15 protein-coding genes are annotated in these 17,951 nt (G+C 60.5%); 13 read left to right on the plus strand and 2 right to left on the minus strand.

The annotated features are described in order from the left end of the window. The first annotated feature begins 150 nt into the window (after positions 1 to 150). The 6 genes from AC3WN8_RS00790 (at position 151) to AC3WN8_RS00815 (ending at position 7,536) form a co-directional block, all read left to right on the plus strand. Positions 151 to 936: a J domain-containing protein gene (locus AC3WN8_RS00790; RefSeq protein WP_492667454.1), complete on the plus strand. Its 786-nt coding sequence runs from the start codon at positions 151 to 153 to the stop codon at positions 934 to 936. Positions 937 to 1,053: 117 nt separating this feature from the next. Next, the gene (locus tag AC3WN8_RS00795) at positions 1,054 to 1,872 is read left to right on the plus strand and encodes a metallophosphoesterase family protein (protein WP_492667455.1); all 819 of its coding nucleotides are present in this window, start codon (positions 1,054 to 1,056) and stop codon (positions 1,870 to 1,872) included. Positions 1,873 to 1,914: 42 nt separating this feature from the next. Beyond that, complete coding sequence (locus AC3WN8_RS00800; RefSeq protein ID WP_492667456.1) at positions 1,915 to 2,691, plus strand: polysaccharide biosynthesis/export family protein; 777 nt, start codon at positions 1,915 to 1,917, stop codon at positions 2,689 to 2,691. A gap of 35 nt (positions 2,692 to 2,726) precedes the next feature. Further along, positions 2,727 to 4,958, plus strand: a complete 2,232-nt coding sequence (locus AC3WN8_RS00805) for a GumC family protein (RefSeq protein ID WP_492667457.1) — start codon at positions 2,727 to 2,729, stop codon at positions 4,956 to 4,958. Between the two features lie 38 nt (positions 4,959 to 4,996). Further along, entirely contained in the window at positions 4,997 to 6,190 is a 1,194-nt protein-coding gene (locus AC3WN8_RS00810) for a hypothetical protein (RefSeq protein ID WP_492667458.1), read from the plus strand. After that, positions 6,190 to 7,536 (plus strand): O-antigen ligase family protein, encoded by a 1,347-nt coding sequence (locus tag AC3WN8_RS00815; RefSeq protein ID WP_492667459.1) that lies wholly within the window; start codon positions 6,190 to 6,192, stop codon positions 7,534 to 7,536. The genes AC3WN8_RS00810 and AC3WN8_RS00815 overlap by 1 nt, the downstream gene beginning before the upstream one ends. 196 nt (positions 7,537 to 7,732) lie before the next feature. On the opposite strand, the gene AC3WN8_RS00820 is transcribed toward AC3WN8_RS00815, so the two are convergent. Further along, positions 7,733 to 8,851 (minus strand): glycosyltransferase family 4 protein, encoded by a 1,119-nt coding sequence (locus tag AC3WN8_RS00820; RefSeq protein ID WP_492667460.1) that lies wholly within the window; start codon positions 8,849 to 8,851, stop codon positions 7,733 to 7,735. Positions 8,852 to 9,090: 239 nt separating this feature from the next. Here AC3WN8_RS00820 and AC3WN8_RS00825 point away from each other — a divergent pair, with 239 nt between their 5' ends. From AC3WN8_RS00825 to AC3WN8_RS00840, 4 genes are all read left to right on the plus strand, one after another. Continuing rightward, on the plus strand, positions 9,091 to 10,152 hold the full coding sequence (locus AC3WN8_RS00825) for an EpsG family protein (protein WP_492667461.1): 1,062 nt from the start codon (positions 9,091 to 9,093) through the stop codon (positions 10,150 to 10,152). 149 nt (positions 10,153 to 10,301) lie between these two features. Next, positions 10,302 to 11,441, plus strand: a complete 1,140-nt coding sequence (locus tag AC3WN8_RS00830) for an acyltransferase family protein (RefSeq protein WP_492667462.1) — start codon at positions 10,302 to 10,304, stop codon at positions 11,439 to 11,441. A 509-nt stretch (positions 11,442 to 11,950) separates the two neighbouring features. Continuing rightward, positions 11,951 to 13,006, plus strand: a complete 1,056-nt coding sequence (locus tag AC3WN8_RS00835) for a glycosyltransferase family 4 protein (protein ID WP_492667463.1) — start codon at positions 11,951 to 11,953, stop codon at positions 13,004 to 13,006. A 103-nt stretch (positions 13,007 to 13,109) separates the two neighbouring features. After that, positions 13,110 to 14,327: an oligosaccharide flippase family protein gene (locus tag AC3WN8_RS00840; protein WP_492667562.1), complete on the plus strand. Its 1,218-nt coding sequence runs from the start codon at positions 13,110 to 13,112 to the stop codon at positions 14,325 to 14,327. Between the two features lie 52 nt (positions 14,328 to 14,379). Here AC3WN8_RS00840 and AC3WN8_RS00845 read toward each other — a convergent pair whose 3' ends face one another. Next, positions 14,380 to 15,009, minus strand: coding sequence for an acyltransferase (locus AC3WN8_RS00845; protein ID WP_492667464.1), 630 nt, complete (start codon positions 15,007 to 15,009; stop codon positions 14,380 to 14,382). Between the two features lie 28 nt (positions 15,010 to 15,037). Between AC3WN8_RS00845 and AC3WN8_RS00850 the strand changes: the two genes are divergently transcribed. The 3 genes from AC3WN8_RS00850 to AC3WN8_RS00860 all read left to right on the plus strand — a co-directional run bounded on the left by AC3WN8_RS00850 (position 15,038) and on the right by AC3WN8_RS00860 (position 17,873). Next, entirely contained in the window at positions 15,038 to 15,883 is an 846-nt protein-coding gene (locus tag AC3WN8_RS00850; RefSeq protein ID WP_492667465.1) for an FkbM family methyltransferase, read from the plus strand. An 11-nt stretch (positions 15,884 to 15,894) separates the two neighbouring features. Beyond that, positions 15,895 to 16,542, plus strand: coding sequence for a serine O-acetyltransferase (locus tag AC3WN8_RS00855; RefSeq protein ID WP_492667466.1), 648 nt, complete (start codon positions 15,895 to 15,897; stop codon positions 16,540 to 16,542). Between the two features lie 158 nt (positions 16,543 to 16,700). Further along, on the plus strand, positions 16,701 to 17,873 hold the full coding sequence (locus AC3WN8_RS00860; RefSeq protein WP_492667467.1) for a glycosyltransferase: 1,173 nt from the start codon (positions 16,701 to 16,703) through the stop codon (positions 17,871 to 17,873). Positions 17,874 to 17,951 lie beyond the last annotated feature (78 nt).

The following is a 17,951-nucleotide window of genomic DNA, read 5'->3' on the forward strand; positions in this document are numbered from 1 at the left end:
TTCCGGCATATTGGTTAGATTCTGTTAGCGGGATCGCGCGTAGGAGTGATCGTCATGCGACGTGTGTACAGCCTGGCCTTCGATGTCGACGGTTTTCACTAAGAATGTCGGTTAACCGACGGATGCCGTTGACAATGCAGGGGCTGGCCGATGCCGCCTGACGCGCCCGTCGCAGATCAGGATCATTATCGGGCGCTCGGCCTGAAGCGTGGCGCGTCGCCCGAACTGATCCGGTCGGCCTATGTGCGGCTGATCAAGAAATGGCACCCCGACGTCAATCCCGCCGCGCGCGCGCATGCCCGGTTCCAGCAGATCACAGAGGCCTATCGGGCGCTCACCGCCGGCGAAGCCGTCCAGGAAAGCTGGCACGCGCCGGAACAGGAGGAACTGGGCGAAAACCATGTGGCGGTGGCGCCGCTGCGTTGCGACCGGTGCGGCGATCTTGCCTTGCAGCCGCGCCATATCCGCTTTCCGATCATCATATCGGCACTCGTCTATAGCTGGCGGCTGCACGATGTCGGCAATTTCTGCCCCAATTGCGCGCGCAAGGAAGCGCTACGCGCCAGCCTGATCACCGGGTTGCTTGGCTGGTGGAGCGTGCAAGGCCCGTTCCGGGTGCCGCGCGCGATATTGCGCAACGCGCGCGGTGGGGAGGTCGATCTCGAGCGGAGCCTTCGGCTCATTTACCATAATCTGCTTGCCTATCGTCACGATGGCGAAGGCCGGGTGGCGGCGGAACTGGGGCAGCTCATCAACACCTCTCGCCAGAGCCTCTCGCTTGAGGCCAGCCTGATCGTCGCCAGCCTGCCGCGGCATCATCCGCCCCCCACTCAGGGGGCGGATCCATGGGCGCCGCGGATCGTTCATATGATTCAGCACGCGCTGTGCGCGGCGTTCGCCCCGTTGACGGTGCTGTTCGTCGCTCAAATCCTCTAAATCGTCGCTGCGTCGCACAAATCGCGTCGCCTTTTTCAATCGACACGTTCACAGGTTGAGAACGCTTTTCGGTCAATGAGTATGAACAACGATCTATTGAGTAAAAAGGGGTCGGCCATGTCGGATCTCTTTCGAACGGGTTTGTTCCGGCGGAGTGGCGCGCAGCGCCGATGCCAGGGCAAGTCCGACTGCCGGTTGTACGCGATCGGCGATATCCATGGACGGCTCGACCTTCTGGACGAGCTGTTGAACGCGGTTGCCGAGGATCTGGCGGGAAGGGCGCCGCGAAAGACATTCATGGTCTTTCTCGGCGATCTCATCGACCGGGGCCCGGATTCGGCGGGCGTCGTCGAGCGGCTGCGCACCTATGCGCCATTGGGTCTGTTTCCGGTTTTCCTGCGCGGTAACCATGAAGAGGCACTGCTGCGCATTCTCGAAGGGGAAGGCGAGATCCTGGCGGACTGGCTGAAATTCGGCGGCGACACCTGTGTCGCGAGCTATGGGCTGGACCCCGACACGCTGGCGCAGATCGATCCCGACGCCGCGATCGAGCGGATGCGGGCAAAGATCCCGCGCATGCACCGGACGTTCCTGAGGAGCTTCGGCGACACCTTCCGCTTCGGCGATTATCTGTGCGTTCATGCCGGAATCCGGCCAGGCGTGCCGCTGGGCGATCAGGTTCCGGCGGATCTTCACTGGATTCGCGAGCCGTTCCTGACCGACCGGACCGATCACGGATTTGTCGTGATTCATGGCCATACGGTCGTCGATGACGTCGATGAACAGCCAAACCGGATCGGGATCGATACGGGTGCCTATCGCACCGGCATGTTGACTGCCCTGGCCGTGGAGGATGATCGGAGATGGTTTCTGAAAACCAGCAAAGCCAGCCTTTCTGAGGGCTCGAGGAAAGTTTCGTTAACGGCCGAAGCGTAAGATGGGAAACATTGTCCGTGACCGACGTTACGGACCCGTACCATGCCCCGGGTCGTTATCGACCCGGGCAAGTCCGATGCGCCGGAGGATGATCGCGTTATGGAATTCGTCAAAGCCGACCGATCTGCCGTTCGTTTTGCGGCCTGTTTCGTCCTGATTTCGACCTTGCTGCTCCTGCTCGCCGGCTGCGCGGGCACGCGTGGCGGGCCGATCCCCTATGATGTGCAGGATTTCGGAAAGCCGGACGAACCCGTCACTTTCGCGCTGGAGGACGGCTACAAGATCGCGCCGATGGACACGCTGAAGATCACCGTCTTCAAGATGGCGGACCTGTCCGGCGAATATCAGGTCGACCTCACCGGCCGCATTTCGCTGCCGCTGCTGGGCGAGCTCAAGGCCGTCGACATGACGACTGCCGAACTCGATGCCGTGCTGACCGAGAAATTCGGCGAGAAATATCTGCAATCGCCCGACGTCAGCGTCGGCATCAAATCGTCGACCCGCCGCAACGTGACCGTCGACGGATCGGTCCGCCAGCCGGGCATCTTCCAGGTCGATGGGCCGATGACCTTGATGCAGGCAGTCGCGATGGCGCGCGGCGCCGATGAGAATGCCAATCCCAAGCGGGTCGCGATCTTCCGCCAGATCAAGGGCAAGCGGGTTGCCGCCGCGTTCGATCTCGTCAGCATCCGGCGCGGGCAGATGGATGATCCGTCGGTCTATGCCGGCGATATCATCATGGTCGACGGATCCGCGATCAAGGCCGCGCAGAAGCAGATCCTCCAGACCGTGCCCTTCTTCACTTTCCTGCCGATCTGAGTCGGCCGAACCAAATAAAGGGATTTCCGCCAGACATGACCAATCAGGACATCGATCGATCGGACTTTCGCGTCCGACAGATCGTCCGTCGGACTGGTGGCGCCATCGCGCTGCCATCCGGTGGCGGCCAGCGGAGCTATGGCGGCTCGGAAGGCGGCGACATCAACCTGGCCGCGATCCTGCGGATCATCATGGAATGGCGCTGGCTGATCGTCGGGGCGATCGCTGTGGGTTTGGCCGGTGCGGTGCTGCTGACGCTGTTCACCACGCCGCTCTACCGAGGCACGGCGACGCTCGAGATCAATCCGCCGACGGTTGAAATTCTCGAGGATTCCAAGGGGCAGGCACAAGCCGCGAAGAATGGCGATTATCTGGCGACGCAGGTCGGCCTGCTGCAAAGCCGAAGTCTTGCCCAGCGGGTTGCGCAAGAGTTGAATCTGGCGTCCAACGCCGAATTCGTCCCCAATGGCGGCAGTCGCGAACAGCGCGCCAAGATCGCTGTCGGCAAGCTGACCGAGGGGTTTTCCGTCCAGCCCGCGCCCTCCGGACAGCTCATCAAGATTGGCTATTCGGCGACCTCGCCCGCGCTCGCGGCTCAAGTCGTCAACAAGTTCGCCGACAGTTTCATCGCGACCAACCTCGAGCGCCGCTACGAAGCGTCGTCCTATGCGCGCACGTTCCTCCAGCAGCAGATCGCCAAAGTGAAGGGCGAACTGGAAAAGTCCGAGCGCCAGCTCGTCGAATATGCGCAGGCGCAAGGGATCATCAATACGGCGACGCAATTGAAGGGTGAGGTCGGCAGTGACGTCAATTCGCTGCAGGGCGCATCGCTGGTCGCGCTGAACCAGGCGCTTGCAGAGGCGCAGACCAAGCGTATCGCCGCGGAACAGGCCTATCGCCAGACCGCTGCCGTCGGCATCACCGCCGAAGTCAACGAGAGCACGCAGGCCATTCGTCAGCAGCGTGTCACGCTCGAGGCCGAGTATCGCGAGAAGCTGGCCACGATGAAGCCGGACTATCCGGATATGATCAGCCTCCGCTCGCGTATCGACGAACTTGGCCGCCAGATCCGCAGCGAAGGCGCGCGTACGGCGAGTGGCCGATCCAACACCTTGCTTGCCGACTATCAGGCCGCGGCCGCAGCCGAACGCACGCTGCAGGCGCGCGTCGCGTCGTTGAAGGGATCGGTGATCAATCTGCGCGGCCGCAGCATCGAATATAATATCCTCCAGCGCGAAGTGGACACGAACCGCTCGCTCTACGACGCCTTGCTGCAGCGCTATAAGGAGATTGGCGTTGCCGGCGGTGTCGGCACCAATCTCGTTTCGATCGTCGACCGCGCGGAAGTGCCGGGGGCGCCTTATTCGCCGAACCTGCCGTTCAACCTGGCGATCGGTCTCGGCCTGGGCCTGGTCGTCGGCATCGGCGGTGCGTTCGTCATCGAATTCATCAACGACACGATCACCACGCCCGACGATGTGCGTGACAAGCTGGGCCTCGCCTCGCTCGGCGTGATCCCGCGGATGACGGGCCAGAAGTCGCTTGCCGAGGAACTCGACGATCAGACCTCCAACATCTCGGAGGCCTATTTCTCGCTCAGGACGTCGCTGCAATTCACCACCGACAATGGCGCGCCGAAATCGCTGCTGATCACCAGTTGCAGGGCGGCGGAAGGCAAGTCGAGCACCGCGCTCGCCATGGCGCAGAATTTTGCGCGGCTTGGCCAGCGTGTGTTGCTGATCGACGCCGATCTCCGCAAGCCGACCTTCAAGGTCAAGGCGGAGGATCGCGGCCTTTCCAAGTTGCTGACCAACCACGAACCGCTCAGCAGCCAGACCTTCAAGACATATTTCGAGAATCTGTGGCTGATCCCGTGCGGGCCGCTGCCGCCCAATCCGGCGGAGCTTCTGGCGACCGGCCGGTTCACCGCGCTCATCACCGAGGCCCTTTCCCGCTTCGACATGGTCATCGTCGATGGGCCACCCGTGCTCGGCCTGGCCGATGCGCCTTTGCTTGGCGCGGTGTGCCAGGGCACGCTGATGGTGGTCGAAAGCAGCCGCACGCGCACAAAGGTTGCGGTGGATTCGATCAATCGCCTCCAGTCCTCCGGTAGCCAGATCCTCGGTGCCGTGCTGACAAAGTTCAAGCGCCAGTCGCATGGCTATGGTTATGGCTATGGGTATAGCTATGAGCCGTACAAATATGGCGGCAGCGTCGACAAGCGTGAGCTGGAGATCAGGCTGATCGAGCAGCAGGGCGACGAATAAGGGCATTCGGGCTGGTTGTGGGAAGAGTGACGACGTCGGTGACGCGACTGATCCTGATGGCGGTTCTCGCCTTGGGCTGTGGTTGGCTGGTGGTGCGGACTGCGGCGATCAACGGCTCGAATACGGGCACCGCAGCGCTTGTCGAGCCGCTGGCACCGGGCAATCCGCAGATCGATCTCGCGATCGCGTCGTCCGAATTCGTGGCGGACGCCAGCGGCCAGCCCGTGTCGTCGCCGGCGATCGTCCGACGCGGCCACGCCGCTCTGCGGAAGAGCCCGCTTGCCGCCGAACCCTTCCTGTTCGACGGCGCCGCGGCGATGGCGGCGGGGCGGGGCGCAGAGGGCAACCGGTTGCTTGCCGAAGCGCTGCGACGGGATCCCCGATCGCAGTTGACGCGCATGCTGCTCTATCAGAACCTGCTCCAGACGGGCGACTATGAGCGAGGTTTTCGCGCGTTGATGGATCTTGCCCGACTGGCGCCGGCGTTGGTGACTCCGCTCGCTCCAGAGCTTGCAAAACTCGCAACGGCACCCGAAATTCGGGCGCCGCTTCATCGGACGCTGCGATTGAATCCCGCGCTGCACGATGCGATGCTTCTCGAACTGGTCAAGGCCGGTGCCGACCCGTCGACCATTCTCGCGCTTGCCGACCCCCTCCGTCGCAGTGGACCAAAGGGACGGGCACCATCGTGGCAGGGTGCCTTCCTCAATACGCTGGTGGTCAAGGGGCGGGTTGCGGAGGCGCATATGGTCTGGCGGCGATTCGCAGGAGTCACGACGGAAAACGGGATTTTCGATTCCCGCTTCGAGCTTCGCCCGGCACCTCTGCCGTTTAGCTGGAAATTCGCCGATGGCGGACCCGGGGTGGCCGAGCCGACCAGGGGGCAGGGGCTTGTGGTCGAATATTTCGGACGCGATGCTGCCGAGCTGGCGCGCCAATTGCTCGTTCTCCAGCCGGGGCGATATAGTCTGTCGGTAAGCTTTTCGAGCGAGGAAAGCGATCCGACGACCGGTCTGGAGTGGCGGCTGAGCTGCGCATCCAATCGCGCGATCCTCGGGCTGTTGCCGCTGCCGGGAACCAGCGGACGCAAGACGGTCGCCCGGGTCGGTTTCGACGTACCGGAAAATTGTGCGGGCCAGTGGCTGGCACTTGGCGGTACGCCGCGAGATGTCGGCGGCTCCAGTCATGTCGTGATTGACGCTCTCGATCTCAAAAGAGAGGCGGGACGGTGATGCGCATAGTCCGCCTGTCGATCCTGCCGCTCTATCTGGCACTGTGTCTTATATTGGGGGGCAGTGTCCGCGGAATCTGGGCCAATGCATTGCTCCAACTCCTGGCTCTGCCGATCATCTGTGTCGCGTTGTCGGTGCGGAGCGAAGGGGCCACGCCACTCACCGTCCGTCAGCTGTTCTCGATCTGCGGAGCAGGTCTGGGCATGGTTGCGATCCAGCTGATTCCATTGCCACCCGAGATATGGACCAACATTCCGGGACGAGGCCATATCGTCGAAGGGTTCCGGATGCTGGGCCAAGCCCTGCCCTGGCTGCCCATCTCGCTGTCTCCGCATGCCACGCTGAGCTCGGTCCTTTGGCTGCTTCCCGCCATTGCCGTCCTGCTTGCTGTCGTGCGGTTGCGATCGGTGCGTGCAAGCTGGATGGCGGCTACGATTCTGGCCGTCACCGTCGTGGCGATAGGTGTGGGCGCGTTGCAAAAGTCGAGCGGTTATCCGCGCACTTCACCATGGTATTTTTACGAGATTACGAATTTTGGCTCCGCGACCGGATTTTTCGCGAACGTCAATCATATGGCCAGTCTTCTGCTTGTGGCGATGCCTTTCCTGGCCGCATTGCTGGCGTCGGTCCGGGGACGATCCGGATCCAGCCGACGGGCGCAGGGATTGACCGCGCTGCTGGTCGGCGCGGGCGTGCTGGTGGCGATCGGTATATTCACCAATGGCTCACTCGCGGGATTGGGATTGGGGGTGCCGGTGTTGGCTGCCAGCCTGTTCATCGGGCTCAGGCTCAAGCCGCGCCTCTGGCACGCCGGTGTATTTATGGTTTTGACGATCACCGCGACGGCACTGGTGTTCAACAGCCCATTCAACAACCTGACCGGAGCAGAGGCGGCGCAAGTCGATTCCCGCTACGGTTCCTTCAGAATCGGCCTCATCGCCGCTGGAGAGCATCTGCCGACGGGCTCCGGGCTCGGCTCGTTTGTCGAGATATATCGAACCTATGAGGATCCTGCGCAGGTGACGCAGACCTATATGAACCATGTTCACAACGATTATATCGAACTCGCGCTTGAACTGGGGGTGCCTGGCGTGGCGCTGATCCTGCTGTTTCTCCTTTGGTGGACTGCCCGGGCGGCGGCGATCTGGAAGTCTGCCGAGCCGCTTCACTTCGCGCGCGCGGCGACGATTGCGTCAGGCGCGCTCCTCGCGCACAGCATTGTCGATTATCCGTTGCGCACCGCTGCGATTGCAGCAGTCTTCGCAATGTGCCTCGGCCTCATGGCTGCAGGTGCCACACCCGAAAGGCGCAGTGGTCGCGCTGCCCGACATCTTTCGGCGGGTTGAATTCCGGTGTGAGGGGGTAGCAGCCGGCCAATCATCTACGCGTGGGGTTGCGGCATGCCGTAAGGGCTGGAGTGATTTCGAGGCAAGTGGAATCGCCTGCCGGTTCGGAGCCGCAGATCGAAGATAAAACACAGCAAATAAAGGAAATTCCGAGTCGATCCGGTTCAATTCGAACCGAACCGACCGTAGATCGTCGCTATGCGGCAACCGCTGCGTCGATCGCGTCGAGATAGCGTTTCACGACGATGGCCTCATCGAAGTCCCGCTCGGCCTTGTGCCGGGCCGCCATACCCATGTCCGCCAGTGCCGTTGGTGTCATTTGGCGCAGATCCATCATCGCCGCATGGAGCGCGGCGACATCGCGTGGTGTGCAAAGACGGCCGGTGACGCCGTCCTCGACCACGTCGCGGCAGCCGGGAATGTCGGTCGTCAGCAACGGCTTTCCCATTGCGGCGCCTTCGAGCAGGATGCGCGGCGTGCCCTCGGGGTAATAGGTCGGCAGCACCAGGCAGTCTGCCGCGGCGATATGCGGGCGGACATCGTCGGAGGGTCCGAGATAGTCGAGCACGCCTTCGGCCTGCCATTCGTCCAGCGCGGTGCGTGGTACGCCGTCGGCGCCGAATTCGTCGATCATGCCGACGATCTGGAACCGCGTGTCGGGGTGCGAGCGCAGAATCTGGCGTGCGGCCTCGACATATTGCGCGATTCCCTTTGCCCAGAGCAGCCGCGCCACGAGAAGGAAGGTGAACGGCGACGAGGGGGCTTCATCGTTGCGCCGGACGGGCTTGAACCGATCGAGATCGACGCCCGAGCCGGGCAGCAGCCGGATGACCTCGTCGGCCACCAGTCCGTGCGCGGTGAACAATGCCAGATCGTCGCGGTTCTGGAAGAATACGGTGCGCGAGCGGCTCAACGCCACGCGATAGAGCTCCACGACGATGCGGTTGACCCAGCCACCGTCGAAGGTCTTGCCAAGGCCGGTGATGTTGTTGACTACCGGAATGCCCAGGCTGTGGGCCGCCATCGAGCCATAGAGATTCGGCTTGATCGTGAAGCCCAGATAGATGTCGGGCTTTTCACGCCTGAACAGCGCGCGATATCTGAGTGTCAGACCGATATCGTGCATGGGCGATCGGCTGCGCCCGGCCATCTCGAGTGCGACGAAACGGGCACCGAGATCGGCGATCCGCGACGAATGCGCATCGGTCGGCGCGACCGCGATGACCTCATGCCCACGCGCGACCAGGGCGCGGATCAGACCGGCCCGGAAATTCACCACGTTCCAGCTCGTGTTGATCGAGATTGCGATTTTCAACGGGGCACTCCGAATCTTCGTTTGGCGCAGACTGTGATCGGGCAGAATCCCAGCATGATTCCAACCATCTCTAGCCATACTGTCAGTTGCGAACAGCTGGTTCCGCCCCGTTCGCGCGGCGCCCCGTCGCAATAGGCGTGTCGAATTAAGGATATGCGTAACGATCGACGTTATGAGCCCTTGCCAAGCACTCGGGGGGCTGCGACGCCCACCACGTTACGCACTGGGAACGGGACCGCATGATCGCTTATTGGTTGCTCTTCTCGCTATGTGCGATCTTCGCGCTCGAGGGCGGCGGCAAGAGGCAAGGCCGTAGCGCGGTTCCGAACCAGGCCTTGGCACTGGGCGGTGTGTTCATTGCGCTCATCATCGGCATGCGTTTCGAAATCGGTGCCGACTGGTTTAGCTATCTGGCGCACTATAAACGCGTCGGTTTTCTGTCGTTGGCACAGATATTGGGACAGGGTGATCCCGGCTATTACCTCATCAACTGGATTTCCAACAAGCTCGGGCTTGGCATGCGCGGGGTCAATCTTGCCTGCGGCGCAATCTTCGCCTGGGGGCTCATCGCCTTTGTGCGGACTCTGCCGCGGCCCTGGCTGGGCATGGTGGTTGCCGTGCCCTATCTCGTCGTCGTCGTGGCGATGGGCTATTCTCGTCAGGGCGTCGCGATCGGATTGGTGATGCTGGCGCTGGCGATGTTCACACGGGGGTCGCTCGTGAAATTCGCGCTCTGGACGATCGTTGCCGTCACCTTCCACAAGACTGCGGTATTCGTACTTCCGCTCGCTGCGCTTGCAAGCACGCGCAGCCGCGTTCCGACCGCGCTCGCGTTGGGCGTGATGGCGGCGATGCTCTATTATCTCTTTGTTGACAGTGCCGTCGATCGACTGGTCTATGGTTACATCGAAACCGAGTATAATTCAGAAGGCGCAGGGATTCGCGTCGCGATGAATGCGATTCCGGCAATCATCTTCCTGCTCAATCAGCACCGCTTTGATCTGGGCGAGGTCGAACGCAAGCTCTGGCGTAACATGTCACTCGCGGCGCTTGCCTGCATTCCGGCATTGATGCTGTTGAGCGGGTCGACTCTGGTCGACCGACTGGCGCTGTATCTGATCCCGTTGCAGGTCTTCGTGCTGGCGTCGCTGCCCAGGGCGCTGGGCAAGGCGGGGCGAGAGAACGGGCAGGTCGTGCTTGCCGTCATACTCTACTCCGGCGTGATCCTGTTCACCTGGCTCAACTTTGCCGGGCACACGTCGAACTGGGTGCCTTACAAGCTCTATCTGGGGCGCGATTGACGCTTGCAAATGACGGCTCAGCATATCGCATCGGCGGCACGAGCGATCTCATTCGCGTCATGGGCTCCCTGGGTTGTCTTCCTGCGTCGGCTATCGGCCTTCTGTCTGCATCCTGGATGCTCGAACCATGTTGAACTGGAGGGCTTCCGATGACGACCGTCGAGCAGAATCGGCCTGTCGATGACGGCTTGCGGCCTGAGCGTGCCCGGATTCCCACTGCGAATATCGATTTTCTGCGGGGAATCGCTGCGCTCTATGTCGTGATCAATCATAGCCGCGGCAATTTCTTTGTCGGCGGAGAGGCCATTCTCGCAAAGGGCGATTCGACACTACTGGACAAGCTGGCCGTTGCCGCTCTGCAACTGACGACGCTCGGCACGGAATTCGTCGTATTGTTCTTCGTGTTGAGCGGATTTGCGATGGCGCACAGCGTCGGTACGACGCGAAGCCGGTCCCGCTTCTATCTGAAGCGCGTGATTCGCGTGTGGCCCACTTATCTCGCCGCGCTCGCCTTTGCCGTGCTGGTATGCCTGGTCGTCACCGCCCTCGGGACCCAATCCAGGCTCGGACGGGGATGCGCGGCTGATTTGTGCGACATCGACCGGGTTGCACAGATTGCGGTCTATATCGACGTGCATACGCCATTGACGCAACAATTCTGGTCGTTGCCTTATGAAGTCATCTTTTATGCGATGGCTCCATTCATTCTCTGCACCAAGGATCGTATCCTGATTACCTTCGGCGTAGCGTCGATTGGAATGCTGATTTCATTTTTCATGTTTGGCATAAAGTTCAATCCATCAAACTTCGCATTCAATTTTTTGACGCAAGAATTGTTTATGTTCGCATTGGGTGCTTTTGCTTACACGTCACTAGATAGAATACCAAAGATTGAAGGGTGGAAGTTTTACTTTATTATTGTGGCGGTATTTTTGTCTACAATAGCTGTAAAGAAAATATATGGCGGGACGAACCTGGTTGGAAATTTGATGTTCTCTATTTCTACGGTTATCCTGATCAGGAATTTGCCAGACAAGTTTGGATTTTCAAGATTCAATTTCGGATATTTCAGTTACTCTATTTACGTTTATCATGTCGCCATACTTGGCATGTTGTTGGCCATTCTTCAGGTTGTTGGTTTCGGCGACGCCGTCGTATCAAGCTATTGGGGGTGGATTTTTGCGCTGCCGCCAACAGTCGGGATATGCTGGATTCTGTGGTGGTTCAGTGAACGACCCTGCATCGCCGCACTCGATCGCATCCGTCGTTCGCAGGCGAGCAGGGCATGACGCCCGAGGCGCCGTGCATCACGCACATGGTCTCGGCCGATGCCTTTGGTGGGGGCGAAACCGCTGCGCGATCGGGGGCGGAAAGCGATGGGCTCATGCGCAACCATACGCATCTGGCCCATTCTCACCGGGCGTGCGTCGGACTGGATGGCCGGAAAGCGCCGCCCAAGGCGCTGGGGAGGCCGCAAATGGGGTTCGGCACATCGTATCGGCAGCACGCATGAACTCATTTTCATCTAGAACTTGCAGGGTCGTTATCGCTCTTCGGCTAGCGGCTGCCTGCGCGCATCTTGGATGCTCGAGCCATGTGCAACTGGAAGGTTTCGGATGACAACAGCCAAGCATAACTGTCGGGCCATTGGCAGCAGCGGCGCTATCCCGCCAAACGGTTGGGGATGGTCAGCCGGGCTGCGACCGACGATGGGAATATACCGGCTTCCGCGGTGGTTCGATGGACGGACCTGTATCATCGCGCTCGACCGGATTCACCGCGCGAAGGTTGGCCAGGCATGACATCCAAGGCACCGCGCATTGCGCATATCATCCCGGCCGATGCCCTTGGCGGGGTCGAAACCGCTGCACGATCGATGGCGGAAAGCGATACGCTGGCCTGCGAGTTTCGCTTGCACTTCGTCACCGGGAATACCTTCGCATCGAGGACCGATCGGATTGCGATGTCGAATGGTTCGGGCGTCGGGGCATTCTGGCGCGCATGGAAGCGATTGAGGGCTGAGCGGCCTGACGTCGTCATCTTCTCGCTATGGCGCAGCGTCCCCCTCGCTCTGCTGATCAAGCTGTTTCGGCCAGCGACCCGAACCGCCTTTTTCGTTCACAGCGCCAAAACCAGGCATTTCCCGGATGCGCTGATGTCCTGGATCGGTGCACGATTTTCAGATGAAGTATGGTGCGATTCGCCGGCTACGCTTGCCGAACGCAGTGACATCCCGCGCAGCGCACGTACGCGGATCATATCGTTCGTCACGAACCGTCCCGAAATGCTTGTCGGGCAGGCGCCTGCGGCAAGATTTGTCAGTTGGGGGCGGCTGAACCCGATCAAGGGCATCGACGATGCCATCCGGTTGATCGCGCGGTTGGTCTCGCTTGGCGTCGATGCGCGATTTGAGGCCTGGGGCCCCGATCATGGCGACAAGGCGCGGTTGGAGGCGCTTGTCGTCGAACTGGGCGTTGCCGACCGTGTCGTTTTTCCGGGTCCGGTTGCGCGCGACCGCATTGCCGGTGTCGCCGCGGGACACTCCTTCTTCCTGCAGCTCAGCCGGCATGAAGGCATGGCGATGTCGGTGGTCGAGGCGATGCAACTCGGTCTGGTCCCGGTCGTCACACCAGTCGGGGAGATGGCCCATTATGTGCAGCCGGGGCGAACCGGGGTGCTGGTCGACCCTCGAAATCTCGACGCGGCAGCTGCGGCGATTGTCGATCTGCTTTCCGATCCCGACGCTTTCGCCAAGATCTCGCGGGCGGCTCATGACCATTGGGAATCGGCTCCGCTTTATGCCGACGATGTCTGCGCAGCTGCATCGGCTTTGCATCGGCATGAAGCCAAATGATCGGGGCTCTACCGCTTCGGCGTAGCGAATAATTGCGCGTATTTCGGCGAAATCGAACAATGTGGGCGACATCATGAACCGCCGGGAATATTTCGCGCACTTTATGACCCTGCTGACCGGGACGGCATCGGCTCAGCTCGTCAATCTGCTCAGCTATGCGCTGCTTGCCCGGCTATACAGCCCGGTGGAGTTCGGATCCTTTGCGGTATTCCTCGCGGTTGTCGCCATTCCGGTCGCGATTGCATGCGGTCGCTTCGATTTGGCCATACCCGTTGCCAAGCCATATCAGGCTCAGTCGGTTTTTTGGCTGTGTATCTGCTTGTCCGTCGTTTCGGGACTCGTTTCGTCCGCGGTGCTTCTCATCTATTTTCTGATCGCGGGTGGATTGTCCCTTCTGGCGGTGCCGCTGATCGGATTGACCGTGACTCTGGGCGGCATATGCGCTTCGTCGACGATGTTGCTGTTGCGCAATGACGGTTACCGGCTGACTTCGATGGCGGTCGTCGCGCGCACCCTGGTCGGAAATGGCGTGCAGATCGGGTTCGGGTTCGTTGCGGCCAGCGGCTATGCGCTCATGCTGGGTTACAGCATCGGGCTGGCCATCCAGGCGGCCATGCTCTTTTGGGGGCTGCGCCGCGCCGTTCACTGGGCACGTCCGCGTCGGCGCGGGATTCTTGTCGCGTTTCGACGATTCCGGCGCCAGGTGACGGTCGACATTCCCAGCGCGATCATTGGCGCGACCTCGCTCAACTTGCTGACCTGGTTTCTGTTCGCGCTGTACGGTCCGGCGGTGGTCGGTTTCTACGCAATGGCAAACCGTTTGATCGTGACGCCCCTTGGTGTCTTTAACGATACGCTGAGTCAGGTCTTCTTCCAGAAGGCATCGCGCGCGGATCGGGAACGGGGGTCGTTCTGGCCGGAGCTGAAATTCAATCTGCTGAGTTCGACCGCGATCGCCGTTGCGTTGATCGCTGGCATATTGCTGTTCGCGCGGCCGTTCCTAAGCCTCTATCTTGGCGAGCAATGGTTACCGAGCGCCGATCTGCTCATCCTGATCGCGCCGATGTTGGCCGCCCGGAGCATCAGCGTGTCGATCGCCACGGCGGTCTTCGTCCTCCGCCGACCCCAGTGGCTGTTGTCGCTGAATATCGGGACGTCGCTGGGATATGTCGGCGTGTTCCTCAGTGCACTGGCGATCACCGCCAGCGAGGCGGATTATCTTTCGCGGACATCGACGATCATCGTGATGATATATGCGATCTTCATCGTCTCGCTGATCGTCGCGACGCGCAGGCGCGCGGCCGGTCATCGCTCTGTTTGAGCATCTCGCCCGTCCTGCCATCGGGCCAGACGCCGGGCAGAACCGGGGCCGATCAGGCGAAACGCGATTTGATGAATCGGGCTGGCACGCCGCCGACAATGGTGTCGGGCTCGGTGATATCCTTGGTGACGACCGCGCCGGCCGCGACGATAGTGCCGTCGGCGATCGATACGCCCGCCAAAATGGTGACGCGCGCGCCGATCCAGATGTTGGAACCGATGCGAACCGGCAATTTCTGTATCGGCTGCGCTTTGATCGGAATCTCGGGATCGTCATAAGAATGTTCGGTGGTGATGATCGAGGTGCTGTGGGCGATCGAGACATCGTCGCCGATCGTCAGTCCGCCCTCGCACAGCAACACGCAATTGTGATTGATCGATATCCGGTCACCAAGCCGCAGGTTGCGAGGCGTGGTGACGTAGACATTCGGACGGATGTTGAGCTGGCGGATCTTCCGACCGGCGAGGGTGCTGAATATCCAGCGTCTCAGTGGCAACGCGACTCTCAGATGCGATCCCATGGTGAGATAATAAAGGAAAAAGACGGCCTTGCGGAAAAGGGACATGAGGGTGCCAATCGAATATCTGCTCTCGATGCGGGTAGCGAAGGCGCATCTGTCATACAACCACGGCAAAAGCGCTCTTGTTGTCGTTCGAGGCGGAGGGTAAGCCCGTTTCGTCACATTGTGAGCCGAGCAGAGGACAAGCGTAATGGGTCTTAGCAGGCAGGTGATTACAGCATTGGATCGTCCGGGCGCCCGTTGGTTGCTGAGCGGCGGTCTGCCGTTCGTCGGACGATTTACGGCCGGTGGCGTCAGCGGGCTGCGCTACGATAACGGATGGATCCACCAGTTCGGCAATCGCACTGTCGTCGAGCCGAGGCCACGCGTCCGCGGACGGGAACTGAGCGATGCGGCAAATCGGGATTATACCGGTTATCTGTATACGCCAAAGGCCGGCGATACGGTTCTCGACATCGGCTCCCATCTTGGCTGGGAAACATTTTATTTCTCGGAGAAGGTCGGCCCCTCCGGGCGCGTCATATCGGTCGAGGCACAGCCGACGATCTTTGCGCTTCTCGAGCGCTCGGTCCGGCTGAACGGGCTGAGCAATGTTACGCCGCTCAACCTGGCTGCGTCGGACAAGCGTGAGATCGTTTCGATCGAGGTCGATATCGATGCCCATCTCGGCAACGCACTGACCGCATCGGGCGATGCATCGGTGCAGGTCCAGGCGGATACGCTCGATGCCATTTGTGCGGAGCATGATGTGCGCGCGATCGATCTTCTGAAAATGAACATCGAAGGCGCGGAGCGCCCGGCGTTGCGCGGCGCAACCGATATCATCGATCGGGTGAAGGTGCTTTGCGTATCGTGTCATGATTTCAAATTTGCGCGAACGGGTGTCGAGTTCTTCCGCACAAAGGCGGTCGTACGCGAATTCCTGACCGACCATGGCTTTGTGATCGTCGATCGGATCAGTGACAAGCCGTGGATCGCAGACCAGATTAACGCATATAATCCGACATTGATCGATCGCCCTGCGCTTAATCATTGAAGGCGTTACGGATGATCGAGGATTGGGCGCAGTTCAAAGCCTATTGTGAAGCAGATCGATATAGTCGCGGCCATAAAAGTTATTTAACCAATTTTTTTCTGGATCCGCGCGTACGATTTCTCGTTTTGATGAGATTCTGCGAATATATAAGCAACAGGAAATGGCCGGCCGTCATTCGCTTGCCGTTTATCTTCTGGTATCGTCGACTATCGATTCGTATGGGTTACAGCATTCCGCTGAATGTCTTCGGTGCGGGGGTTGCCTTGCCGCATTATGGGAACATCATCATCGATCCCAGAGTGAGAATCGGCCGTAATTGTCGAATGCATGTTGGCGTCAATCTGGGCGGATCGATGGTCGATTTACCCGATGAGAACCGGAAATATCATGCATCGCCTCAACTGGGCGACAATGTCTATGTCGGCCCCGGCGCCAAGCTTTACGGTGCGACGGTGATCGGCAATGATTGCGTCATCGGTGCCAATGCAGTCGTGACCAAGTCTTTCCTTGAAAACGGGATCACGATAGCTGGCGTGCCGGCGCGCATCATCAGTCGGCAAGGGTCGGAGGAGCGGTTGGTTCGCGGTACCGATATGGTGGCTTATTTTGGCAGTGTAGCACCGGCTGTTCCGGTGGATTCGAAAGCGTGGGGAGACTGAATGGCCGCTCTGGAGCCGACCCGATCGCGATGGACGTTCGGATGCGGTGGAGCTGCTGGGGAGGGGAGCGATCGAGACCAAAACTCGATCGCTGATCTGAACAAAGTCCCGTGTCCTTGAAGGCTGGACGGGGCCAATCACCTGGAGTTTTGACCACGATGAAATCTGACTCATCGACGCTGCGTGTCGATCTGCTGATCCTGAGCAATCTCGGCCGGTCCGAAGGCGGTCGCGAGACATGGTGCTACACCGTTCTGCCGCGCTGGCTGAAGCGCAATCCCAATGTGCATCTGCGGCTGCATATGCTGGCATCGGAGGGAAAGGACGATAGTCGCCCTGTCATTGCCAAGGCTTTCGCGGAAAGCAGCGACCGCTTCGAACTCGTCCGCCATCAGGCGGGGCGCACGCATCGGCCGCTTTTTTACTCGATGTTGCCGCGTGTAAGAGCATTCTACGCGCGCCCGGACGTGAAGGTGCCCGACGTCAGCATCGCGATGGGGGTGATGGAGATGCTGATGCAACTCGCAGCTCCCAAGCTGAAACGCGCACCGCGCATCGTCTGGCTGCGCTCGATCTTCTGGGACGAGAAGAGCAAGAAGCTTCCCGGATTCCTGCATCCGCCCGTGCGCCGTTTCACTGCGCGGCTGCTGGGCGGCAGCGATCTGCTGCTCGCCAATGGCGACGATATTGCCGAACATTATGCGCGCTACGACCTTCCCGTGCAGGTCATCAAGAACGGGGTTGAGCTGGAGCGCTGGAAAATGCCGCCGCCGAGTTTTGAGGGGCCGATCCGGGTGGCTTATATCGGCCGGCTGTCGGACGCCAAAGGGAGTCTCGAATTCCTGTCGATGGCAGAGCGCATCGCCGAAAGCCCCTATCGATCGCATTTCGAGTTTCACGTCTGGGGATTCGGCAATCACGAGCCCCAGGTGGTCGAGATGGCGAAGCGTGGTATCGTGAAATTCTACGGCCGCATCGAGAATACCGACATTCCCGCGAAGCTCGCGAACATCGACGTTTGCGTGGCCTTTACGCGTTCTTCCGCGGAGTCGGGCGGTGGCGGCACATCCAATGCGCTGATGGAGCAGCTTGCTGCGGGGAGGCTGATGCTCGCCTGGGGCAATCGCTATTATCGGCAATATCTCAATGAGGAGAACGCTTTGCTGGTGCCCCAGGACGATGCTGAAGCGGCCGCGCAGGCGTTGATCGCGATCCATCATGATCGCGCGCGGGCGCGTGCGCTGGCCGCAGAAGGCAATCGGACGATCCAGCCTTATTCGGTTGAGAACCAGCTTCCGCTGTTCGAGCGCGCCGTACGATCGATCGCTTAGGCGGTATCAGCGGCCGCATCCGGAGCCGATCCCGTTCGGACCGGATCGGCTCCTGCCCTTCCCTCTGCCCGGTGGTGG

This window comes from Sphingobium sp. FW305-3-2-15-F-TSA7 (assembly GCF_058787155.1).